General features: G+C 56.0%; 21 protein-coding genes. 7 read left to right on the top strand and 14 right to left on the bottom strand.

Annotated elements, in window-relative coordinates; translation table 11 throughout:
• Positions 1 to 18: 18 nt before the first annotated feature.
• The 8 genes from DHN60_RS13680 to DHN60_RS13640 form a co-directional block, all read right to left on the bottom strand.
• A complete protein-coding gene (locus DHN60_RS13680; protein WP_108837885.1) occupies positions 19 to 1,134 on the bottom strand; it encodes an NUDIX domain-containing protein in 1,116 nt (371 codons plus the stop codon).
• A gap of 4 nt (positions 1,135 to 1,138) precedes the next feature.
• Positions 1,139 to 1,585, bottom strand: a complete 447-nt coding sequence (locus tag DHN60_RS13675) for a TrgA family protein (RefSeq protein WP_108837884.1) — start codon at positions 1,583 to 1,585, stop codon at positions 1,139 to 1,141.
• Positions 1,586 to 1,605: 20 nt separating this feature from the next.
• Positions 1,606 to 2,814, bottom strand: a complete 1,209-nt coding sequence (locus DHN60_RS13670) for a cyclopropane-fatty-acyl-phospholipid synthase family protein (protein ID WP_108837883.1) — start codon at positions 2,812 to 2,814, stop codon at positions 1,606 to 1,608.
• Positions 2,815 to 2,991: 177 nt separating this feature from the next.
• Complete coding sequence (locus DHN60_RS13665) at positions 2,992 to 4,389, bottom strand: deoxyribodipyrimidine photo-lyase (protein WP_199913678.1); 1,398 nt, start codon at positions 4,387 to 4,389, stop codon at positions 2,992 to 2,994.
• A gap of 97 nt (positions 4,390 to 4,486) precedes the next feature.
• A complete protein-coding gene (locus tag DHN60_RS13660; RefSeq protein ID WP_108837881.1) occupies positions 4,487 to 5,713 on the bottom strand; it encodes an aminotransferase class V-fold PLP-dependent enzyme in 1,227 nt (408 codons plus the stop codon).
• A gap of 226 nt (positions 5,714 to 5,939) precedes the next feature.
• Positions 5,940 to 6,245, bottom strand: coding sequence for a hypothetical protein (locus DHN60_RS13655; protein ID WP_159089212.1), 306 nt, complete (start codon positions 6,243 to 6,245; stop codon positions 5,940 to 5,942).
• Positions 6,246 to 6,593: 348 nt separating this feature from the next.
• Entirely contained in the window at positions 6,594 to 8,288 is a 1,695-nt protein-coding gene (locus DHN60_RS13650) for a BCCT family transporter (RefSeq protein ID WP_108837879.1), read from the bottom strand.
• 555 nt (positions 8,289 to 8,843) lie between these two features.
• Positions 8,844 to 9,260 carry an HIT family protein gene (locus DHN60_RS13640; protein WP_108838051.1) on the bottom strand — a complete coding sequence of 139 codons (417 nt, stop codon included), beginning with the start codon at positions 9,258 to 9,260 and terminating at the stop codon, positions 8,844 to 8,846.
• Positions 9,261 to 9,409: 149 nt separating this feature from the next.
• Between DHN60_RS13640 and DHN60_RS13635 the strand changes: the two genes are divergently transcribed.
• On the top strand, positions 9,410 to 11,023 hold the full coding sequence (locus tag DHN60_RS13635) for a hypothetical protein (protein ID WP_108837877.1): 1,614 nt from the start codon (positions 9,410 to 9,412) through the stop codon (positions 11,021 to 11,023).
• A gap of 52 nt (positions 11,024 to 11,075) precedes the next feature.
• On the opposite strand, the gene acuI is transcribed toward DHN60_RS13635, so the two are convergent.
• The 5 genes from acuI to DHN60_RS13610 form a co-directional block, all read right to left on the bottom strand.
• The gene (acuI, locus tag DHN60_RS13630; RefSeq protein ID WP_108838050.1) at positions 11,076 to 12,062 is read right to left on the bottom strand and encodes an acryloyl-CoA reductase; all 987 of its coding nucleotides are present in this window, start codon (positions 12,060 to 12,062) and stop codon (positions 11,076 to 11,078) included.
• Between the two features lie 90 nt (positions 12,063 to 12,152).
• On the bottom strand, positions 12,153 to 13,256 hold the full coding sequence (locus DHN60_RS13625; RefSeq protein WP_108837876.1) for a dimethylsulfoniopropionate demethylase: 1,104 nt from the start codon (positions 13,254 to 13,256) through the stop codon (positions 12,153 to 12,155).
• A complete protein-coding gene (locus tag DHN60_RS13620) occupies positions 13,256 to 13,783 on the bottom strand; it encodes a DinB family protein (RefSeq protein ID WP_234423639.1) in 528 nt (175 codons plus the stop codon). Before DHN60_RS13620 ends, DHN60_RS13625 begins: the two co-directional genes overlap by 1 nt.
• The gene (locus tag DHN60_RS13615; protein ID WP_108837874.1) at positions 13,762 to 14,469 is read right to left on the bottom strand and encodes a DUF1326 domain-containing protein; all 708 of its coding nucleotides are present in this window, start codon (positions 14,467 to 14,469) and stop codon (positions 13,762 to 13,764) included. The genes DHN60_RS13620 and DHN60_RS13615 overlap by 22 nt, the downstream gene beginning before the upstream one ends.
• A gap of 1 nt (position 14,470) precedes the next feature.
• Positions 14,471 to 15,259 carry a DUF2182 domain-containing protein gene (locus DHN60_RS13610; protein WP_108837873.1) on the bottom strand — a complete coding sequence of 263 codons (789 nt, stop codon included), beginning with the start codon at positions 15,257 to 15,259 and terminating at the stop codon, positions 14,471 to 14,473.
• Between the two features lie 370 nt (positions 15,260 to 15,629).
• On the opposite strand from DHN60_RS13610, the gene DHN60_RS13605 reads away from it, so the two are divergent.
• From DHN60_RS13605 to DHN60_RS13580, 6 genes are all read left to right on the top strand, one after another.
• Complete coding sequence (locus tag DHN60_RS13605) at positions 15,630 to 16,259, top strand: transglutaminase-like cysteine peptidase (protein WP_108837872.1); 630 nt, start codon at positions 15,630 to 15,632, stop codon at positions 16,257 to 16,259.
• Positions 16,260 to 16,831: 572 nt separating this feature from the next.
• Positions 16,832 to 17,473, top strand: a complete 642-nt coding sequence (locus tag DHN60_RS13600) for a hypothetical protein (protein ID WP_108837871.1) — start codon at positions 16,832 to 16,834, stop codon at positions 17,471 to 17,473.
• Positions 17,470 to 17,898, top strand: a complete 429-nt coding sequence (locus DHN60_RS22515; RefSeq protein WP_199913676.1) for a hypothetical protein — start codon at positions 17,470 to 17,472, stop codon at positions 17,896 to 17,898. The genes DHN60_RS13600 and DHN60_RS22515 overlap by 4 nt, the downstream gene beginning before the upstream one ends.
• 398 nt (positions 17,899 to 18,296) lie before the next feature.
• A complete protein-coding gene (locus tag DHN60_RS13590) occupies positions 18,297 to 19,052 on the top strand; it encodes a FadR/GntR family transcriptional regulator (protein ID WP_108837870.1) in 756 nt (251 codons plus the stop codon).
• 75 nt (positions 19,053 to 19,127) lie between these two features.
• The gene (locus DHN60_RS13585; RefSeq protein ID WP_108837869.1) at positions 19,128 to 20,528 is read left to right on the top strand and encodes a selenium-binding protein SBP56-related protein; all 1,401 of its coding nucleotides are present in this window, start codon (positions 19,128 to 19,130) and stop codon (positions 20,526 to 20,528) included.
• On the top strand, positions 20,529 to 21,182 hold the full coding sequence (locus DHN60_RS13580; protein ID WP_108837868.1) for a hypothetical protein: 654 nt from the start codon (positions 20,529 to 20,531) through the stop codon (positions 21,180 to 21,182).
• Here the strand turns inward: DHN60_RS13580 and DHN60_RS13575 are convergent.
• Positions 21,179 to 21,985 (bottom strand): nucleotidyltransferase domain-containing protein, encoded by an 807-nt coding sequence (locus DHN60_RS13575; protein WP_108838049.1) that lies wholly within the window; start codon positions 21,983 to 21,985, stop codon positions 21,179 to 21,181. The genes DHN60_RS13580 and DHN60_RS13575 overlap by 4 nt on opposite strands.
• Between the last annotated feature and the right edge of the window lie 93 nt (positions 21,986 to 22,078).

Here is a 22,078-nt window from a genome sequence, read left to right as displayed (position 1 = left end):
CGGGCGCGCCCAGTGACCTCAACCCGCAGCGTGCGCACGCAGGCGGTCGCGATGCCGCGCCAGCCAGTAGGCAAGCAGGGTCAGCGGGACATTGCCTGTACGCCCATCTTCGGCCATGTCCAACAGCGACTGAAACGGCATAACGTGGGCGCGGATGTTTTCGCCCTCGTCCGCCTCGCCGCCGATCCGAGGCTCTGTACTGGGCAAATCACACAAGCCTACGAACATGTAAAAATACTCGGTCGTGGCACCCGGGGATGCATAATAGCCCCCCACGTCTTCCAGGTGCTGCAACTCCAACCCGGCCTCTTCGCGTGCCTCGCGCCGGGCGGTTTCGCGGGGCATTTCACCGGGATCAATGAGCCCCGCGACCGGTTCCATCTGCCATGCCACAGGGTCATGGCGCCCTATCGGGCCCATGCGCACCTGTTCGACCAGCAGAACGCGATCCCGCACCGGGTCGTATGGCAACACCAGTGCCGCGTCGCTCGAGATAAACACTGAGCGGTCAAGCACGTCAGACATTTCACCGTCAAATGTCTCATGTTGCAGTCTCAATTCGTCGAAACCAAAGAAACCAGTATAGGCACGCCACCGTTTGATCATATCGACGCGGCCGTTCAGCACCCCTGCCCCATGGCACCCGGACTGGGCCAAAACACGGCTCCACGCTCGTTTTCGAATCTGCGGAAACCGCGCGGCGATCACCTCCGGGGACAAGGTGCCAAACCCGTCCATGACTTCCTCGGCCGCGGCGACACTCATAGCGGCCCACTGCTGCGCCCAGGCGTCAAAGTCCCAAGGGGTGTCTGTGGCACGCACATCCGGGGTTGGCATATAGACATCGGCGCGGCTGCCGTCGGCCAGCGCGCAGTCTTTTATGTCGTAATCAAACCCTGCCTCATAAAAATTAAGGCGCGCGATGTCCGGCTCTGTCAGTCCCGTGACTTTGAGGCCGTGCACCCCGTCTCCGTCCGATTTGATCAGCACGGGGAACGGGCCGTCTTGCGCTGCCAATACGGTGTGGTCGGGCAACACTCCTTCGGCATAGTCCAGATGTTCAGACCCGCGTCCTAATACGCACTCCAAGAGCGGCAGATGGCGCATCGTGCCGTAAAAGAACAGGGTTTTCATGGGCCTATCGCCAGGTCCGCCAAGCGTATTCGGTCATCAGCCCGACGATCATCCCGCCGATCAAAAGCGTGGACCAGATGGGGATTGTCGTCATCTCAATCGCCCAATCCGCTCCTATTTCGAAAATATCGACAAGGGCTTCGAAAGCGTTGTCATACCGGTTCTTCATCGCAATACGGATCATTTCGTTGCATGACTGGATGAAGAGACACCAGAACACTAACACCACGGGCGCGGTCAGGCCCACATTGATTGCCGAAACGGTTCCACGCCCCGCGCGACTCCCGAGGACTGTCCAACCCACGATGAGGCCTACTGCGACGTTGACGTGCACGAACCAGCCAAAGTTCGTATCTTCTTCGAACAGCGGCAGCGCCATAACGATGAAAGACACGATAAAGGCCAATACCGCCATGCCAAAGGCTGCCATCAATTTGGCTGCGTTAGGCATCGTACATTTCCTTCATATTTCTACCCGGGTCGTTTGATCGTGATCTGTGTTACGTCACAGTTGGCACTTTCGAAGGTCGCAGCACAAGACGTCAGATAAAAATTCCACATTCGGCGGAACCGGTCGTCAAAGCCCATTTCGGCAATCTGGTCCCATTTTTCGTTGAACGTCTCATGCCATCGGCGCAACGTGATGTTGTAGCTTTCACCAAATTCCACAGAGCGTTCGATGCCCAAACCCGCCTTTGAAATCTGTGCGCGCAAGGCCTTCGGGCTGGGCAACATCCCTCCGGGGAATATGTACTTCTGGATAAAGTCTACACCCCGCTGGTAGACGTGCCACCGACTGTCCTGAACTGTGATGATCTGCAAAGTGGCGTTTTTGCCGGGTTTCAAACGCTCGCGCACTGTGTCGAAATAGACGGGCCAATACTTCTGGCCTACAGCTTCGAACATTTCGATGCTCGCGATCCCGTCATAGAGCCCCACTTCATCTCGGTAGTCTTGCAGCTTGAATTCAACCAAGTCCGAAAGCCCAGCCTTTTCAATGCGATCCTGCGCGTACTTAAACTGTTCTTCGCTGATTGTGAGGCCTGTCACCTTCAATCCACGCTCTCGAGCGGCGTATTCTGCAAACCCGCCCCAGCCACATCCAATCTCAAGGATATGATCACCGGGTTGTGCGCCCATCTGATCCACCATGCTGGCGTATTTGGCGATTTGGGCGGCTTCGTGGTTTTCCTGACCTGTTTTGAACAGAGCGCTGGAATAGGTCATCGTATCGTCCAGCCATAATCCGTAAAAGTCATTGCCCAGATCATAATGATAGCTGATGTTTTTGCGCGCCTGATCGCGGTGATTGCGTTGCAGCCAAAACCGAAACTTTTCGAACTGGCGCACAAGGCCAAGGCCCGGAAACCCATCATAGATCGCTTCATTGTCCGCGTGGACCCAATCCATAAAGGCTTGGAGGTCGGGTGTTGACCACCATTCATCAAGGTAGGCGTCGCAGAACCCCAGATCCCCTTCGCGGATCAGGCGCGCAAAGAGATCATTGTTATGGATATGCACCTCGGCCACATGTCCCGGCTTGTGCCCTTCGGCACGAAAGCGGCGTCCGTCTGGCAGCACGAAATCGATGCGGCCCGTATTCAGATCCTTTAGCATCGCAAAAGCGCGGGCAAAGTAGCGTGGCAGGTTTTGCTCGCCGTCAGTGGTGGTCTTGATCATGCGCTCTCCCGTTCGCAATTATTGCACGCTAGCCAGCCAGAATGTTTCGCGCAACTGATTGATGGTTCATATTGCATAAAGGTACGTGTTTGTAGGTGATTAACTGGTCCGGTTGCCTGCGTGTCAGGCGCGTTTTGCTGGATCAGCCGCGAGACGTGCGGTGGGTACGCAGTCACCTCAGAACCCTCTGTTCTCATAAGCGCCAAGCGCGCGCTTACGCCCTTCGTCTGCTGGCACAATCGGATTGGGATAAATGTCGCTGGCCGACATGCCCCAACTGAGCGGTATTGCGTCGAAATAGCTGAGTGCATCTTTGTGCGGCTTGCTGCGCCCTTCGGCGATCCATCGCGAGACGTAAGCGCGGTTCTTGTCGAACTTGTCGAGTTGTGTGACCGGGTTGAACACGCGGAAATAGGGAGTCGCGTCCGGCCCCGAACCTGCCGACCATTGCCAACCCATCGCATTGCTTGCCGGGTCCCAGTCGATCAGGCAGTCCTCGAACCACTTTTGACCTATTTTCCAATGGGTAAGCAGGTGTTTGGTCAGGTAGCTCGCCACGATCATGCGGCCTCGGTTGTGCATCCGGCCCGTCACGTACATTTCACGCAAGGACGCATCAACAAACTGGATACCTGTGCGCCCGCGCGTCCATGCCGTCACTTCGGCGCTGTGCGCATCCGTGTTCCAAGGAAAAGCGTCCCAGTCCTGTTTCCAATTCTGATCCAGAATGCGGGGTGTGTGATGCATCAGATGATAGGCAAATTCGCGCCAGACCAATTCCTTCAGAAACGTCTCTGCTCCGGCTTTGCCCTCATGCAGCGCACGCAAGCCTGAATGCCAGCATTGGTGCGGGCTGATCTCTCCCAAGGCGAGGTTTTCGGACAATCCAGACGTGCCGTCTGTAGCGGGTAAATCGCGACCCTGATCATAACGCGCAACCTTTTCGTCGATAAACGTGCCCAGACGGGATTGCGCAGCACCTTCGCCAAGACGGACATGAGGGCGCACGATATCTGCCCCGCGCTGCATCTGTGCCCCCAACGCCCATTCGTCGATGATATCGCTGTGCGGCCAAGTGTCAGGAGCCGGAATATGTGCTGGCGTAGGCAGTGGCACGTCCACGTCGCGATCTTTTACCGATCTCCACATCGGGGTGTAGACTTTGTAATATCCGCCGGTTTTGGTCTCGACCGTCCAGGGTTCGAACATCAGATGCCCGCCAAAGCTGCGCGCGTCGATCCCCTGTTGTTTGACGGTCGTCTTTACCTCTGTGTCGCGCGTTACCGCGTACGGATCATAGAGGCGCGACCAAAACACGGATTTTGCGCCCGTCTCTTTGATCAGCTCTTGCAAGACATCTTTTGCGTGGCCGGTCCGCAGGATCAAACGACTGCCCTGCCCGGCCAGCGTTTCGGCCAGATGCGCAACCCCAAGACCCCAGCGCCATTTTGGCGCAGCACCCAGTTCGGTCACGGACCCATCGCGGATCACAACCGGGATGACTGGCGCGCCGGCGGCACACGCCGCCGTCAATGCCGCATGATCGCTGATGCGCAAATCGCGGCGAAACCACATGATAATGGGGGGCGTGCTCACTGCCTGTTATCCTTTTGTTTACAGGACTTACGTAGCGCGTCGTGGCCTGGATCAACCAGCGGTGCAGAAAGTCGCCTCACAAAACCGTTTCGAGAGCGCCCAGCAACTGATCTACCTCTTGATCATTGGTGTAATGGGTAAAGCTGAGGCGCAACACGCCTCTGGTCGGGTCCACTCCCATCGCCTCTAGCGCGCGACCCGCATAGAAATCCCCGCCCCCTGCCATGATCCCATGATCCGCCAGTTGGGCGGCCACAGCGACCGGATCGCGGCCTAGATCCAATGCAACGGTGGGTGCACGCAGCGCTGCATCTGTCGGGCCAAGGACGCGCAGATCGTTGCGCTCTTTCAATGCATCCAAAACGCGGGCCAATGCTGTGACTTCGCGCGCGCGCATCAAATCGTGCACGACCTGTCCGCGGGTGCCCGCGTCGCCTGCCCCGTCCGGCACATGATGGGCATAAAGCGCATCGACATAGTCGGCCATCCCGGCGCAAGCCGCGACTTGCGCATGGTCAGGGCCTGCGGGGGTAAACCTTTTGTAAAGGCTGTCAGCGTTGAAATGGTGGCCCTGATTGGGGAGCAGTTCGCCAAGCGTTTTTCGGATAACCATCAAGCCCTGATGCGGTCCGTATGTCTTGTAAGCGGAAAACAGATAGATGTCCGGTCCCAGCGCCCCCACATCAGGAAATCCGTGCGGGGCATAGGATACACCGTCAACACAAACAAACGCACCGGCGGCATGGGCCAGTGCTGTGATCTCGGTAACTGGGTTGATCTCGCCCGCCACGTTGGAACAGTGAGGAAAACAGACAAGACGTACCGACTCGTCCAGTAATTGCTCGAGCGCGCCCGGATCCAGATGGCCTGTGGCAGGGTCGACTTTCCATTCGCGTACTTCGATGCCACGCTCGGCCAAACGACGCCATGGACCTGTGTTGGCCTCGTGATCCTGGTTGGTGACAACAATCGCCTCGCCGGGACGCAACATTTGTCCGAACGCCTGCGCAAGGACGTAAGTGTTTTGGGTTGTTGATGGACCAAAGCTTAACTCATCCCCTTCGACCCCGAGGATGGCTGACATCCGTGTGCGGGCTTCGTCCATCTCTTGGCCACCAAGGCGCGAGGCGGGGTAATCTGAATAGGGCTGCACTTTGCGTTGGGTATAAAAGCGCGACAGTCGGTCGATGACCTGTGAGCACGCATAGCTGCCCCCGGCATTTTCAAAGAAAGCCTGACCCTGCAAAGAAGGTTCCGCGAACGCCGGAAACTGCGCGCGCACAAAGTCGAGATCGAGTGACATGAAACACCAGCCTTTACCTGAGATAGGCCGAGACTAGGGAAACGCGCGCGATCCGCAAGATGTTGTGGGCATACTTGTGCGCGGAAACGTTACGTCGTCGATAAATCAAACGCCGTTGGGGCGAGATCGAGGCACCTGCCACCAATGGCAGGAAAAGTGGTATGGCCCCTTGGGCCAAAACCAGGGCGCCCCCTGACGGGAGCGCTTGGTTCATAAGTGCGTCGACTTAGCGGAAGACACCGACAAGATATTCAGGTTCGACTGCAATGCTGGCGGTCCGAGTGAAAGTCAGGCTTGAAGCCTCGGCACGCGACACGAAAGTCGGCTGAGTATAGACTTGAAAGGCGCAGGATGCTGCAGGGCCGGTGCTGGCATAGATCAGCGCCCAAGTGTTTGCTGTGCCCGCCGGGCTGGGTGTGTAGACGCAACCGTTGCTGAGGGTCATGTTGGAATTGCCGTCCAGATAGTTTGGACCGGCGTTGGCCGCCGATGCAGCGATGCAGAGGCTTGCTGTGATCATAAGTGAGCGCATTTTGCGTCTCCCATTCAGTGGTTGAACTGTTGTATTGCGGTCAAGCTAGCCACGGACTTGGGTTACATGTTGGCCCAATTGCGATAACTCTGGGGCAGTTCAAATTTATAGCAATTTGAATGAATTAGATGATTTTTCTACGTTTGCGGGTATGTTTGGACTTCCCGTTTTACGTGTTAAATCAGACGCTGCCGTATTCTGAACACTATCGATGGGACACAACCTTTGCATGCAGCACCCTCCGACCTGCATTCACCTTGAAGCCCTGTCTTTCGAACGAAAAAGGGCCCCAACCGCGACGGTCGGGACCCTTTTCTTTTACTTACGCCGTGAGGGCGCGGTTTGGTGTTACTCTGCCGGGGACAGCCCGTTGCCGGTTGCCCCTTCAATCTCAGAGTGGACCGAAGGTACGCCAGCCGCTTCGCGGCGACTGTCGTTGAACACCGCCTTGATCAGCGAGATGCACATCAAGACCATCACCACCGAGAACGGCAGCGCCCCGATAACCATTGCTGTCTGAATGGCACTCGTGCCCCCCGAGATCAGCAAGCCGGCCACAACCAGACCCAGTGCGGCGCCCCAGAACAGGATATGTGGGCGCGCCTTTGGTCCTTCGTCGCCAGCTGCATTGATCGTGTTCACGATCAGAACAGCCGAGTCCGCCGAAGTCACAAGGAAGGTCATCAGCAGGATCACAATCAGCATCGCCATCCCCCACGCCAGAGCCTGCGCGATTGGTGCCAGCATGAACTCGGTCATGGCAAAGATCTTGTCGCCATTGCCCGCATCAAAGATCACGCCGTTGGCGCCACCGTTGAGTTCCAGGTCGATCGCTGTGCCACCGGCCCATGCGAACCAGACAAAGCACATGATCGATGGCACGATCATCGCGCCCAGCACAAATTCCCGGATGGTCCGACCGCGCGAGATGCGCGCAAGGAACAGGCCCACGAACGGTGCGAATGCGATCCACCATGCCCAGTAGAACACAGGCCACCAACCTTGCCATTGTGTCAGCAGGAAGGACTCAGACCCTTCAACCCCGTCCGAAGACCAGACGTTAAAGCTCATCTGTGGCAGAGCGATCAGGTAATCCCAAATGCCCACAACAAACGCCGTCGCACCAAAGAAAGTTGCGCCGAAGATGATAAAGAAGCCAAGCAGAACAATGGACAACACCATGTTGATGTTGGACAGCCACTTGATGCCTTTGCCCACACCAGACAGAGCCGAAATGGTCGAGGCCCCCATGATGACCACCAAAGCCACAATAATGCCGGTCATGTTGGCGTTGTTTTCAGCGTCCACAAGACCGCCAATGCCGATCCGTGTCAGACCCGCGACGAACTGATCCACGCCAAAACCCAGCGTTTGCGCCACCCCTAGGATGGTCGCAACAACGGCAACGATATCGATGATGTGACCCAGAACGCCCGATAATGATTTGCCGAACAGAGGCGTCATCGCCGACCGGATGGTCAGCGGCAGGCCGCGACGGTAGCTGAAGAAGGCCAAGGACAGCCCCGCAACGGCGTAGCACGCCCAAGCCCCCAGACCCCAATGCAGGAAGGACCACTTGTAGGCCATGCGCACGTTGTCCGCAGCACCCCCTGTCGTGATGCCTTGGATGGTTTCAGGGTTTGACCCAAAGTGCGCAACCGGTTCAGCCACGGCCCATGTCAGCATGCCGACACCGATCCCAGCGCCAAACATCATCGAAAACCATGAGAAATTCGAAAATTCAGGCCCCTCTCCCGGTTGGCCCAGATTGAGCTTGCCCGCCGCTGGCCATAGCGCAAGGCCAAAGCACACGATGATAAAGCAGGCGACGACCCAGATGTACCATGCGGCAAAGTTCGACAGGATCACACTGTTCAACCCACCCAGCACCTTGCCCGATTGAGTGGGCCAAAAGATGCACCACACCACGAGGATGCTGATGATGATTTTACTGATGACTGTAACGTTTACGCTAAAGCCACGATAAAATCCGACATCCGCGGTTTTGATCGGTAGCTCCGTTAGCGGAGGCTTAATTGCCATGTTTCTCTCTCCCTGTATGTCAATTCTATGACGGCAGTACATCACGGCACTCGGAATTCGCGAAACGTTAATGCGTTCCAAACGGGTCGCTACAGGCTCCAAATCGGCGTTTTTCGACCGATACTGAAAATTGGTCCAAAATCTTCAGTTTTTGGGTCTTCATCCGAATTTCTTGCTCCGAAGACCATGGACTGGGAAATCTTCATCCTTCGATCTGCAAGTGTCGTTTCGTGACAAATCTGAGTGAATGCGTCAACAAAACAAATGTGTCGCGCGTCGGTGATGCACAGCCTGATGTACGCTAACGATACTGTGGAATGATGGTGGTGTTAAATGTTCGACGGCCATTCATCGCCCCGCCGACATTTTTGCAGGGCGCAAAGATCATCGGCGCCCTGCCCGATCGGAGTGGTGTCGACCATGGTCTGGCTGACCAAGGCGGTGTTCAACGATTGCTGTCATGCCCATTGGGCGTCAATAAAGATGAACCTACCGCGTCATGACAACACGCCCAAGACACTGATTGGACGCCCCAGAGGCGCCCTGTTCATGTCTTCACAACTGAGCGCTGATCCGTTCAGCGTGGCCCTTGATCGCATCCATATCGCCCATTTGTCCGGCGGGGCGCATCGGCACGCCTGAATGGCGCGGATGGATGTGGAAATGCAGGTGGAACACCTCTTGCCCACCTGCGGCTTCATTGAACTGCTGCAAGGAGATCCCTTCCGCGTCAAATGCAGCCTTGGCGGCATTGGACACCTTTTTAACTGTCGCCATGACGGCGGCCAGTTGTGCGTCACTCGCATCCAGCACATTGCGACACGGCGTCTTGGGGATCACAAGGCAGTGTCCGTCGGTGCGCGGCATGATGTCCATGAAGCACATCGTGTCATCATCCTCGTAAACTTTGAAAGACGGGATTTCGCCACGCAGGATTTTGGCAAAAATGTTCTGGTCGTCATAGGCGGTCATGGCGGGCTCCTGTTCCAGTCGCATTGCCATGCTCTTAACGCGCCACATCACGCACGCGCAACACATCGCATCGATGGGTCGATCACAAACCCCTTGCAAATATGCCGGAACACGCCAAGTTGGCGCCATTCATTTAGGTAGGAGTATTTATGGACTCGTTTGAAAGCATTGTGCAGACCCTCAAGAAAAACGCCGGCGCGTCTTATGGCTTTGCGGCTTATGATGGGTCCGGCTCACCGGTCGGGATTATCGCCGACAAAAAGAAAAAGGGCGCCGCCCTGAAAGGCAAGGCCGAAAAAAAGGGCAAGCTGACGGCCTTCGGCTCTGTGTCTATCTCGGAAGATGGAAAAACCTGTACGTTTAGCTGTGACAAGATCACGTCCAGCTTCAAGGACGCGGCCCTCAAACCCTATTTCTCGAAGTTGACGGTTGCGCCTTCTGTGATCAAGTCATCCGCAGCCCCGCAAGACGGCCTTGATGACAACGAGGCTGTCGAGGATGACGCAGAGGAGGCGGAAAACCTTGACGACACGTTGGTCACCCTCTGGAGCAAGTCATTTGCAACGTCGCTGATATCAGCCGGTGTCAATGAACAGATTGTGGGGCAATATAACGGCCTTGCGACTCCGGTTGAACTCAAATTGCCGAAATTCTTCATCAGCGCACTCAAGACACATAACGCCGAGGCCTTTGCCGCCCGGATGACCGACGCGGCCAACACGCTGTTTGATGCAGAACTGACCAACATGCGAAAGCGCATCACCACCGCGCAGGAAAATCCAGAATTGACGGTCGACCTCAACCAGTTCGTCGTCGCCTTTGGAGCCAAGGCGGAAAAGGTCGTAGAGGTCGCGTGGGACAAGTTCATCAACCGCTACGAAGTCACCAAAGGGTTCAAGAAGAAAAAGTTTCGCGCGATTGCCGTTCCCGTGATCGGCGGCGCAGCCGCTGTGGTCGGAACCGGCACCTCCATCGCGTCGGGCAACGTGGCGGGCGCAGTGGCCGGAACGATTGCGGCCCTGCGCGCCACCGCAGCACTGGTCACCGTCTGGAAGCAGTATTACCGGGACCTCGAAAAAGTCCTCAAAAGCATGGAAGGCGCGATCAAACGGCTGGCGGACACCTATAACGACCACGAACCCACAATCCGAGAACATGCCCGCGAAGGCACCCTTGTCACGTTGAATGCGATTTCAGGTGGCGGGCTGGCCAAGACATTCTCGTCCGTGAAGGACGTCATTGATGTGTTCAAGCCACGCCTTGCGCTTGCCGAACGCAAGCTGGATGAGTTGATGAAACAGGCCAACACCCTGATCGCAGTCAACACCAAGGAAATCGCCAGTGTTATCACCTACAAAAAAGCGGTGCAGCAGAATTCAGTGATCAATGCAGGCGACAAGCGCACTATTCTGGCCGAGGTCGACAAGTTGATCGCAAACAGTGACAGCGCCGGACAGGTGGTGACCCAACTGCTCGACAAGATCGCCGATGGCAACAAGCGTTATCAGGATATGGGCACACGGGTCGGAAAGCTGGAACAGACCATTGCGCTTTTGAACAAAGGCACCGCGATGACCATGGAGCAGATCGAAAAAGTCATGGCCTTTGTTGCGAATTTCGTGTCAACCGCAGCCAACCTGACTGTCGGCATCTCAACAGCCAGTGCAGCACTTGATGTGGTGCTGACGACGATCGGCGGCCTCGCCGACACCCACGACTATATCGGGTCCGAGATTGACGCACTCGAAGCCAATCTGCTTTGACACTCCGGAACGGCCCTGCCCGACGCACGTAGCGCAGCAGGGCCACGCGGGATCAGGCGTTAACGTCGACGACCACGCGGCCCTTGACCTGTCCCTTTAGGATGTCGGAACCCAGTTGCGGCAAGTCCGATAGTGTAGCGGGCTGGATCATCGCCTCAAGTTTGTCCATCGGCAGATCCGTGGCGACACGCTCCCATGCCCGCACCCGGTTGTCGTAGGGTTGCATCACCGAGTCGATCCCAAGCAAGTTCACACCGCGCAGCAGGAACGGAATGACTGTCGCAGGCAGCCCCGCGCCACCTGCAAGGCCAACCGCTGCGACGCTTGCGCTATATTCCATCTGTCCCAAGACACGGGCCAGCATTGCGCCGCCGACGGCGTCGACGCATCCACCCCACGTCTCGCCTTCCAGCGGACGCTTGACGGTCTCGTTGATCTCTTCGCGGGCCACGATCTGCGTGGCGCCGAGCGAGGTCAGATAATCCGCCGTCTCCGGACGTCCCGTCACACCAGCCACTTTGTAGCCGAGGTTGGCAAGGATCGCTGTTGCGACCGATCCGACACCACCAGCCGCACCTGTGACCAAAACAGGGCCCGCCTTGATCCCGTGATCTTCCAACGCCATGACCGCCAGCATGGCCGTGAACCCGGCCGTGCCCACTGCCATGGCTTGCCGTGTGTCCAAACCACTTGGCAGTGGAACCAACCAATCGGCCTTGACCCGCGCCTTTTGTGAATATCCACCCCAATGGGCCTCACCCACACGCCAACCGGTCAGCACAACCTTGTCACCGGGGGCATAGCGGTCGTCGTCGGAAGCCTCCACGGTGCCGGCAAAGTCGATGCCCGGCACATGCGGATACTTGCGCACCAGACCGCCACCGGGGCCGATGCACAGCCCGTCCTTGTAGTTGACGGTGGAGTACTCGACCGAAACTGTCACCTCACCGGCGGGCAGATCATCCAGACCCAACTGCGCGACCGAAGCGGATGTCTTTCCGCTTTCTTCGTCCTTGTTCACCACCAGTGCATTAAACATATCGTTCTCCATGTGCGTGCGGACCTGCGGTCCGAGCTTCTTTTGACTAAAAATACCATGGGGTTTGGGGCAACGCCCCAATCCCGCAGATCACAACCAGAATGACTCCTGAACCATCGCGGGGCGCATACCATCCGGGGTTTCAACTTCCAACGGGGCGCCGGGATCCCAGTGGGTCATGCGGACCATGCCGATAGACACATTTGTGCTGAAATCCGGCGACCAGGCGGCACTTGTCACCTGCCCCACCCGGCGGCCACCGGCAAAGATGGGCCAGGGACGATCGCATGGACCAACAGCGTCTCCGTCGATCGAGATTGGCCGGATTTCCTGTACCGGACCTTCCTTGGTCACGCGCAGCAGCGCATCGCGCCCAATACAGCCAATGGCCGTCTGGGTGTCGCAAAACCGGCCCAACCCACATTCATGTGGCGTGTTGTCGTCAGTCATGTCGTTGCCATAAGACAAAAGGCCCGCCTCGATGCGCTCGATCCCGTTGGGGCACCCAGCGCGCACGTTCAGGTCTTCGCCCGCGTCAAACAGGGCATTCCACAGCGGCATGCCTATCTCGGCACCATCTACGTAAATCTCGAACCCGCCCTGTTTGGAGTAACCAGAGCGCGCGATGGCGAGGTCTTTGTCCATGAACTGGAACATGTCGAACTTGAAGAACCGGATGTCGCGGATGCGGTCCCCAAAGACGCGCGCCATCAAATCGTCGGCCTTGGGCCCCTGAATAGCGAGCGGAGAGATATCGGGTTCGTCCACAAGCACGTCGAGGCGATAGCCATTGGCGATCCCCTTGACCCAGAGCAACAGGTCAGAATCCGCAATTGATATCCACCAGCGGTCTTCACTGAGTTTGACGGCAACCGGATCGTTCAGCATGCCCCCCGTCTCATCCACGATGGGCACATAGTAGCACTGGCCCGGCAACATGCGGCGCAGATCGCGCGGAGTTAGCATCTGCATCAGGCGACCCGCATCCGGGCCGCGCAACTCGACTTGGCGCTCGACAGCCACATCCCAGACCTGCACGTGATCTTTCAGGTGACGATAGTCGGCCTCGACGCTCTCAAAAACCGAGGGCAAGAGCATGCGATTGTAAACGGTGTAGGCTTTGACACCGGCGGCTTCGACGCCGTCAGAAAACGGAGTGCGGCGCAGGCGGCGCGATGGGGATAGGACGGCCATTATTCATCCTCTGGCATAAAGACTATGTCACTAACCGGGGCCTTGAACCCGGCGGCGGTCATCATCGCGTGCACTTGGCCGCGATGGTGGGTTTGGTGGTTGAACATATGCGTTACACAAACTTCAAGTGGCTGCTTCATATCTTTCTCTAACGTGCCGGAATACCACGATAAACGGCGTTTTAAATCCAACGTACGCAGCGTGTCGGCCCACAAGCGGATGGCGCCATCGATGCGAAATCGATCTGCGGTCCAGACAGCAAACGTTGGCGTATATTCCAAATGGGACGGGCCATTCGGATCGGGTGCGGGAATACGGTCGTGAAACCGGCTCATCCAGATGGTATCGGCCCACAGGATATGGTTGAGCGTCGCCATGATCGATCCGAAAAACGCACCCCGATCAGCGCGAAGTGTGTCGTCATCCATGTCCGCCAGGACTGTTGTCAACTGACGGTTCTGCCACGCATTGTAGCGGGCCATGGTCCGGACATACTCCGCCTCGATCAAGGTCTGGGGCCTTTCCAATCAACCGGGATGATATCCCCAGACTTGCCTTCGAAATCCCAGACTCGGCCGTAGTCACGCACTTTGGATTTCAAACCGACGGCAGGATAGATGACAGGGCCCATCCAGTACTGGGTGTTCTGCATCGAAACTGGAACTTCAGTGTCTTTACCGGGAATCATTTCGATCTCGCCTTGGATCTTACGCCCGACAATGATGCGGCGACGGCGGCCATCCTTTTCGATGACTACCTTTTCCCGCTCAGCGCCCAGAATTTCTGACACAAGAAAATTGAATACTCCGGTGCTGCCACCTGCTTGTCCGGAGAGAATTTTCAAAAGACCGTTGTAAGCCTTGTTGGTCGCCTGATCGTCGACATAAGCGGCTACTTTCCAGTTCCCTTCACACATGCGACCCGGAATATCGATCAGCAAAGCAACGTTCAGCCCAGCAAGGCTTTCGCCTTCGAAATGCCCATCGTCGATTTGCATGGCAAACCACGTCTGACAATAGCCATAGGTCGGCGGGTGCTTGCCCAGAGAAATGCCGCAGGGACACACCACCTCGCAAGAGCAGTTCATGAACAACTCGCCCTTGATTGCCCAATCGGTCGGAGTCATCTGCCGACGTCCAGGGTTGGGCATGCGACTGTCGATCCGCTGACTTATTGGCAGTTTGTCGGCGTCAGGTCGTTTCTTTACGGCCATCTTATAGTCCTCCGATATAAGGCCAGGCCAACACGGCCAGACCGGCGACGACCAAGATCGCCCCCATAGGTTTTGTTACAGCGTGCCCGATTTGGGGAAGTTTTTCGAGTACCATGAAAAGGGTGGCGAGCCCCATCCACGCAAGGCTCATAACGCCACCAACAAAGCCGAGCGCCATAAATCCCCAACAGCAGCCCACGCAAAACGCGCCTAGGCCAAGGCCCATCCTGAGCCCCCCGAACAGCCCTGTTTTCCAGTGGCCAAGGAAATACGAAATCGGACTGTGGCACACGCCATGGCAGATTTCCTTGGCGCGGCTGAATTGAAATGTGCCAACGGCCAAAAGCAGCAGCCCTGCAAACACGTTGGTTTTCGCGATGCCAAGCATGTCGATTACGCCGCCAAAGAGCAGACCCAATTGGACACTGGTAATCACTGCGGCAAAGCCGACCCAAACTATGAAGTAGCCTAAAATCACACCCAACCACCCTGCCCGCGTGCCATCTGCGGACACCATCAAGTCTTCATAGCAGCGCAGGGTTGGGACAAGTGTTGGCAACATCATCGCCGCCATCATGATTGCCCACATCCAGAACAATGGGCCAAAATTCGCCATAGGCATATACATCGGCATGCGCGGGTCCATCGCGGCCATCCGCGCGCCCATCTCACCGGGGCGGCCCAGCAGATCGAGGTCCATGTCCATCGACATGGAATACATCACCCACCATGACGCAAGAATTGCGCCGAAAAAGCCCAGCCACAGTGTTGAGCGAACAAGATGCGACATTTGCCCTCCCTGACATTGGTCGACTCAGTCCATGACAGTTTAAATGTCAGACATTAATTTGTGTGGCAAGTGATGGGGTTTCAGCCTGACGCTTTTTTGCCCGCGAGATCGCTGCGGGTTAATTCGACCCTCAAACGGCGTCGCAGTCTAGAGCTAGCCATTTTGCCCAGCCGGCCATTGATCTGCATATCTGCTTGGGCCACAGCGGCGTAAAGATACTGGTCCTTCTTTGCATTTATTTTTCTGGACAAATTTGGGCCTAAGTTTCGCCACTTATAGTTGCGATCACTTTTGCAACACGTGCTGGTTCGCAGACTTTTGGGTTGCGGTCTGCCTGTTGACAGAAGGTTTAACAATCGAGGCCGCTGCCATGACACACCTGAACAAGATTCTGGAGCGTATAAGCTTCGATATTAGTACGAGCCAAAAGTTAAAGGCAGGTACTTTTCTATGTCTTTTAGGCATTATGGCGGCCTTCCAGCCGACTGAGACAAAAGCGTCTACAAACGACTTTCTTAAAGTAAAGCTGGCCATGAATGCCCCTACCGGTGCCAAGGGAATTTGCAACAAATACGATTGGGTCTGCTCCTCTTCACGGGCAAACAAAAGCGTAACCCAAAGTGACTTGCGGCTCATCGGCAACATCAATCGCAAGGTGAACCGTCAAATCCGAGATGTCGCGGATAAAGTACAATACCGACGCGAAGATTATTGGACCCTTCCGACATCAGGAGGTGGGGACTGCGAGGATTTTGCTCTTCTTAAAAAACTGGAACTTGTGCGTGCCGGTATAGCTCCGCAAAGACTGCTTCTCGCGACCGTTCTTGATCATAAGCGGCGGTCGCATGCAGTGTTGGTACTTCGGACCGACAAAGGGGACTTCATTCTTGATAACCTCTCAGATCAAATCAAGCTTTGGCGGAAGACAAATTACACGTTCCTGCGCATGCAAAATCCTGACCAGCCTGAAAAATGGGTGGGTTTGGTGATAAACGGCTGAGCAGAACATTTAGCCGGGCTCCACCTCCGTTTCTCAATTGCAGACATTTGTGGCGTTTAGTGCGCAGCGCTGGCCACCTGATCCGCCAAGAAGACGTATTGCAACTGTCTAGGCGAAGGCCCCAGAATCGCGCGCTTGTTGCTTAGAAGCAAACAATCATCCGACGTACGGTGCCAATGTTCTACACTCCCTCTATTGCTCTGACACTGCACCAGCGATGTTGATTTGCCGGCACAAACTTGGCCGCTACAATTCCAGCGATCAGTAGTTTTCTGTCAAAGCGAAGTGGGTAAACACCTTAGCTGCGTAACTATTTTACATTTACTATCAATATACTCCGGCATTTTGATCGCCGCCGCTTATGATGAATGACAGTCTTGCTGTTCCTGTGGCCACCATTCGCTACTGGGGTATTCCTTTGTGAGCAAAGCGGCATTTCGGACACACTTAAGACGACATTGTGTTGCGAATGTTGCAAAACTGTGGCACCCAACCTACGTAAGTTCGCAGCGACCGATTTCGGCCCAAACGCCGCGCAGCGTTAGTAATGATTATGAATTAGGTTGACAAAAATGTACCTCAAAAAACTCCTCGCAACAGCATGCATTGCTGCTTTGCCCAGCTTCGCCAGCGGTACGACAGTGCCTGTGACAAAGGTTATCGAAGCAAATTCGGACTGGAACGAATTCAGATTTTCAAAAGATCACCAAGAAGGCGGTTTTCTGGACACCCGCGAGCTGGGGGAGAGACCAAATGGTGTTCAGGAAAGCGCTGAAGACTTGGGAGTGTTAACTTTCAGTTTTTCACTTACCGGGCGTTCAGCGTTGAGGGTCACTGATGGATGGCTTGATGGTGACCGGTTTGAACTTTATTTGAGAGACACTTCGGTAGATAACAGCGTTTTCACTTTGTTAGGTCAGACTTCCAAGTTTGACTATGAAGCGGTGGGTAAAGGCGCTGGAGGTGATAACATTGAAAATGAATGGGAAGCTGCTTTCCATAATGATCTTTGGAGTTCAGGAAAATGGTATCTAGAGGCGGGTCACTACGAGCTAACTGGTAAGGTGATTGAACAGCCCGTAACCTTGGGTCGCGGGGCCGTAAGCCTCTCTGCTGTGCCGTTGCCTGCGTCCTTTATGTTCATGTTGAGTGCATTTGGCGGTTGCTTCGCATTTTCGCGGTACCGCAATAAAAAAGTAAGCGAGGTCGCATGATGCTGGTTCGCACATCTTTTTCGACCGGAACTGTTCTGGCTTCATTGGCATTGTTCACACCGCAACCAGTTATGGCAGCGGAAACGTCCGCAGTTTGCAATGCAAAATCTGCTCGTTTGTCTTTGGCTGCCGATGATTTTGCTGCGATTTGCGCGTGCCAAGAGATCACCGTCTCATTCATCTCGCGGATCCAGAGGGATAAGGACTTCGGCGAAGTTTTGAACTACGCCTACGATGCTTGCCCGCTTCTGGCCGGTTTGTTGACGGATACGGCTACGGCGTCTTTAGAAGAGGACGAACACGAAAGAGGCGGCGATCCAGAAGAACCTCCTCAGGAAGAACCTCCTCAGGAAGAGCCCCCACAGGAAGAACCCCCTGAAGAAGAGCCTGAGCCCGAAAGCGAACCGCCGTACAACGGTTTTTAGTTTGACAAACTCGTTAGACGAGACCCGCTCTTTGTGGGTTCGGGACGAATGAGCCTCCTGCCTTTAGGCGCTGTCAAGGGGACCTTGCTTTTTGACGTGCCGTCAGCTTGGTAGTGCGGGCCAACCCGGATAATTAGGCAAACCAATCAAAGCCTTCGCCCTTCTTGGCGGAGGCTTTTTCATTTGTTTTCTGATGTTTATGCGCGAGGTCAAATTGCTTTTGCCCAGGGTAGCACAAAAATATTCCCGTTCCGGTGGTGCGGATCGGCAGATATCAGAGAATGCTGACCCTAGGCGCATAATGTGATCGGGTGGATATTGAATCCTCGCATCGAAAGCCCTTTGCAAGTTAAACCTTGTATTTTCATTTGCCCAAAAAACCTTTAAACGTATGACAAATGAAAATTGATCCTAATTCATCCAAAGACCTATCCGCCCAGATCGCCACAGCCATCCGCGACGCCATAGTTGCGGGGGATTTGATCGTAGATCAGCGCCTTCCGTCTGAAGCTGAACTGGCCGATCAGTTTGAAGTGTCTCGTCCCACTGTGCGGGAAGCATTGAAGCGTCTGGCGGCTCAATCCTTGATCCGCACCCAGCGTGGAGCAACCGGCGGTGCTTTCGTCAATCGCCTGCGCTACGCCGAGGCGTATACACAACAGGTCACAACCTCGACCCTTCTGTTGTCGATGAACGCGGTCAGCTTTGATGTGGCCTGTGAGGCCCGTTATGCGTTGGAGCGCGCCTGCGCCCCAATGTCCGCGCAGCGCCGCACGCCGGATCAATTGGCCACGATGCGCGCTGAAATCCACCGCCAGTCGCAGCCCGATCTGTCGGACGAGGCGTTTTGCGCCTCAGATGTCACCTTTCACCGCGCTTTGGTCGATGGGGCTGGCAACAAGGTGCTCAGCTATCAACTTGCTGGCGCGGTCGAGGCGATGCAGCCCCTGATGAACATGATCACGTTTTCGGCCCGTTCGCGCGAAGCCATCGTGGCTCTGCACACTGAACTGGCTGACGCGCTGACGGACAAAGACGCCGCGCGCACAGATCAAACACTTGTCAAACTAGAAGCCTATACACGGGAACTGGCGCAAAACGTCGCCGATGCCCGCGCCAGAAAGGCGGCAGAAAAGGAGAGTACCACCGCCTGATATCCCCGATGCGTCGTTAAGAACGCCAAAGGGGCCGAGGCAAAGAAAACCCACCATAACGTCAGGGAGGACGATATGAATTTGAGACCAGATCCAACATTTTACCCCTCACCCAAAATGGCCATGGAGGCCCCGGTCGAAAAGCTCGGCTTTACACTGATGCTGAGCCCGGATTTTTCCAAGCCTGATGGTGTCGCTGTCGTGGACTTGGACCCGACCTCCGACACGTACGGCGAGATTGTGAATTCTCTCTATGTTCCGAACCTGGGCGATGAATTCCACCACTTTGGCTGGAACGCCTGTTCATCTTCTTTGTCACCTCTGACCGGTCATGCGTTTTTGGAACGCCGCTATCTGATCATCCCGGGCATTCGGTCGTCGCGCATCTATATTATTGATGTCAAAGACCCGATGGACATGAAAATCCACAAGACCATCGAACCTGAAGAGTTAATGGCCAAGACGGGCTATTCCCGCCCCCACACCATCCACTGCGGACCCGAAGGCATCTATGTCTCGACCCTAGGTGGCGGTGGCAAGGACGGCACGGATGGCCCTCCAGGCATCTTTATCATGGATTGCCAGACCTTCGAGATCCAAGGCCGGTACGAGATGGATCGTGGCATTCAGGACAAGCACTATGATTTCTGGTGGAACCTGCCGCGCGACTACATGGTCAGCTCTGAATGGGGCCTGCCGCCGCAGTTCGAAAACGGCATCGTTGCCGAGGATCTGCTGTCCAACAAGTATGGCCATACGATCCACTTCTGGGATCTGCGCGCGCGCAAAGTGGCCAAGTCCATTGATCTGGGCGAAAACCACCAGATGGCCTTGGAAATCCGCCCTGCCCATGACCCGGTCAAGGAATACGGGTTCTGCGGCGTGGTGGTCGACACCACCAACCTGCAAGGCGCAATCTTCACATGGTGGAAGGATGACAACGGCGAATGGCAGGCGAAAAAGACCATAACCATTGATCCTGTCCCTGCGGATGCAGACGATCTGCCTGAGTTGTTGAAAGGCTTTGGCGCGTGCCCGCCGCTGGTCACCGACATCGACCTGAGCATGGACGACAAGTACCTGTATGTCGCCTGCTGGGGCTTGGGTGAAATGCACCAGTATGACGTGTCTGATCCGATGAACCCTGTCCTTGCGGGCAAGGTTGATGTCGGCGGCATCGTCAAAAAGACCAAGCACCCCAACGGCAAGCCTTTTGTCTACGGGCCGCAAATGGTCGAGATCAGCCGTGATGGCAAACGGGTCTACTGGACAAACTCACTGTATTCGACATGGGATGATCAATTCTACCCGGATGACGAAGGTGGGCAGATGGTTATGGCGCATGTGGGCGAAAATGGTGGTCTGACATTGGCCGAGGATTTCTATGTCGATTTCCCAGAAGGTTATCGCAGCCACCAGATCCGGCTTGAGGGTGGCGACTGTTCGACGGACAGTTTCTGCTATCCTTCGGTCTAAATGGACCTGACAACCGCGGCGGGCCTCTGGCTCGCCGTGATCCTTTCTGGCCTTTATCACGGCCTTAACCCAGGCATGGGCTGGCCGCTGGCTGTGTCGTCTGCACTGTTTGAGCGTCGGCGCAGCGCGCTGTGGCCGGCCCTTGGCGCGCTGTCAGTGGGTCATTTCGCAGCGATGCTGGGCATTCTGCTCCCCTTTTCCATGATGACCCTTCTGATTGATTATCAGCGCGAAATTCGCATCGGTGCCGGGATCGTTGTGATTGTAATGGGCCTTTACCTTGCGATCACGCGCAGCCACCCCCGCTTTTTGGCCCGCATCCCGCCGCATCGGCTGGCTTTGTGGTCCTTTCTGGTGGCCCTTGCGCATGGGGCCGCCTTGATGCTGGTGCCGATTTATCTGGGCCTTTGCGCGCTGGACGAATTGGATGCAGGCCACCGCGCTGCCTCCGCGCTTATGGCCACAACGGCCCTGGCACTTGGGGTCGCGATTTTGCACACCATTGCGATGATCGGTTCGGGAGGAGCGATGGCCTATGCTGTGCACCGCTGGTTGGGGCTGCAATTCGTGTCGCGCAGCTGGTTCGATCTCGATCTGATCTGGGCGCTAAGTTTGATCGTCGTGGGCGTTGTCGGCGTTTGGACGGCACTCTAGGTGCGCGAATAAGGGCAGTCGATGTCGAGGCTTTCCTTTAGGCGCGCCCACGTCACCTCTTCAAAGCTTTCAGGCCACTCCACACCCAACGCCCCTGCCCTGTTCCTTGCCCTTGGCAGGAACGCAGCCGCATAGGCAAGATGCGCCGCAATCATGCCCTCGCGTTCCGGTTTTGGGGCAGGCATCGCCATCAAAACCCGCTTTTGGTCGTCCGTGATCAGCCGGTTGAGGTGCAGAATACCACCGCGATTTGGAGCAGCCGTCTCTTCGATCATCAATTCGACCAGAGCTGCGCGCAGATGGAACACCCCAAGCACGCCATTAATGTATTCCTCGCGCCCCACGGCCAGATGCAAAAGGCCAAGGATGCGAACGAATTCTTCAATCTGATATCGGAATTTCTTGAGGTTGGGTTGCCCGGCGGCTGGGGACTTGGCCAGAGTGGCGTGCAGCCCTTTATGATCAAACAACGGCTTCAACCCTGCCTGTGTGTGGTGACCCATCTGCTCCGGTTTCAGAATGACAACATCGGTGCGTGTCCAATCAGCGGTTATCGCGTTGATAAGAACAGGCACCGTGGTGCGATCCCACCACAACACAATTTCACCCGTCTGGGCGACGGCGTCACGCCAAAGGGCTGACACGACGTCTGTCGCACCGTCCGCTGCCACCATCACAAAATCGATATCGCTATAAACGTCCGCCAGCCCGGTTGCGTGGCTACCGCTTAGAAACAGCGCCTCGATGCCGGGTGTGTCGCCAACTGCGGTTGATATCGTGTCGATAATACTCTGGTGATCCATATCAACCACTCCTTGGCGTCCGCGTTGGTGAGGTCACGAATTGGCGGCATCCCAAAGGCGTTGATCCACATCAAGGCACCCATCGCGGCCCTT

Origin of the sequence: Tateyamaria sp. Alg231-49 (genome assembly GCF_900143535.1) — a bacterium.
Taxonomy (GTDB): Bacteria; Pseudomonadota; Alphaproteobacteria; order Rhodobacterales; family Rhodobacteraceae; genus Tateyamaria.
Note: the sequence above shows the minus strand (reverse complement) of the source record. Positions and strands in the feature narration are given on the sequence as shown.

Excerpts from the sequence above, each read along its gene's own strand:
- DHN60_RS13615 (WP_108837874.1), bottom strand. The coding sequence starts at position 14,469 with ATGGCCGTAAAGAAACGACCTGACGCCGACAAACTGCCAATAAGTCAG.
- acuI (WP_108838050.1), bottom strand. The coding sequence starts at position 12,062 with ATGTTTAATGCACTGGTGGTGAACAAGGACGAAGAAAGCGGAAAGACA.
- DHN60_RS13640 (WP_108838051.1), bottom strand. The coding sequence starts at position 9,260 with ATGACCGCCTATGACGACCAGAACATTTTTGCCAAAATCCTGCGTGGC.
- DHN60_RS13590 (WP_108837870.1), top strand. The coding sequence starts at position 18,297 with ATGAAAATTGATCCTAATTCATCCAAAGACCTATCCGCCCAGATCGCC.
- DHN60_RS13580 (WP_108837868.1), top strand. The coding sequence starts at position 20,529 with ATGGACCTGACAACCGCGGCGGGCCTCTGGCTCGCCGTGATCCTTTCT.
- DHN60_RS13605 (WP_108837872.1), top strand. The coding sequence starts at position 15,630 with ATGACACACCTGAACAAGATTCTGGAGCGTATAAGCTTCGATATTAGT.
- DHN60_RS13600 (WP_108837871.1), top strand. The coding sequence starts at position 16,832 with ATGTACCTCAAAAAACTCCTCGCAACAGCATGCATTGCTGCTTTGCCC.
- DHN60_RS13680 (WP_108837885.1), bottom strand. The coding sequence starts at position 1,134 with ATGAAAACCCTGTTCTTTTACGGCACGATGCGCCATCTGCCGCTCTTG.
- DHN60_RS13655 (WP_159089212.1), bottom strand. The coding sequence starts at position 6,245 with ATGCGCTCACTTATGATCACAGCAAGCCTCTGCATCGCTGCATCGGCG.
- DHN60_RS13585 (WP_108837869.1), top strand. The coding sequence starts at position 19,128 with ATGAATTTGAGACCAGATCCAACATTTTACCCCTCACCCAAAATGGCC.
- DHN60_RS13610 (WP_108837873.1), bottom strand. The coding sequence starts at position 15,259 with ATGTCGCATCTTGTTCGCTCAACACTGTGGCTGGGCTTTTTCGGCGCA.
- DHN60_RS22515 (WP_199913676.1), top strand. The coding sequence starts at position 17,470 with ATGATGCTGGTTCGCACATCTTTTTCGACCGGAACTGTTCTGGCTTCA.
- DHN60_RS13660 (WP_108837881.1), bottom strand. The coding sequence starts at position 5,713 with ATGTCACTCGATCTCGACTTTGTGCGCGCGCAGTTTCCGGCGTTCGCG.
- DHN60_RS13635 (WP_108837877.1), top strand. The coding sequence starts at position 9,410 with ATGGACTCGTTTGAAAGCATTGTGCAGACCCTCAAGAAAAACGCCGGC.
- DHN60_RS13670 (WP_108837883.1), bottom strand. The coding sequence starts at position 2,814 with ATGATCAAGACCACCACTGACGGCGAGCAAAACCTGCCACGCTACTTT.
- DHN60_RS13665 (WP_199913678.1), bottom strand. The coding sequence starts at position 4,389 with ATGTGGTTTCGCCGCGATTTGCGCATCAGCGATCATGCGGCATTGACG.
- DHN60_RS13650 (WP_108837879.1), bottom strand. The coding sequence starts at position 8,288 with ATGGCAATTAAGCCTCCGCTAACGGAGCTACCGATCAAAACCGCGGAT.
- DHN60_RS13575 (WP_108838049.1), bottom strand. The coding sequence starts at position 21,985 with ATGGATCACCAGAGTATTATCGACACGATATCAACCGCAGTTGGCGAC.
- DHN60_RS13625 (WP_108837876.1), bottom strand. The coding sequence starts at position 13,256 with ATGGCCGTCCTATCCCCATCGCGCCGCCTGCGCCGCACTCCGTTTTCT.
- DHN60_RS13675 (WP_108837884.1), bottom strand. The coding sequence starts at position 1,585 with ATGCCTAACGCAGCCAAATTGATGGCAGCCTTTGGCATGGCGGTATTG.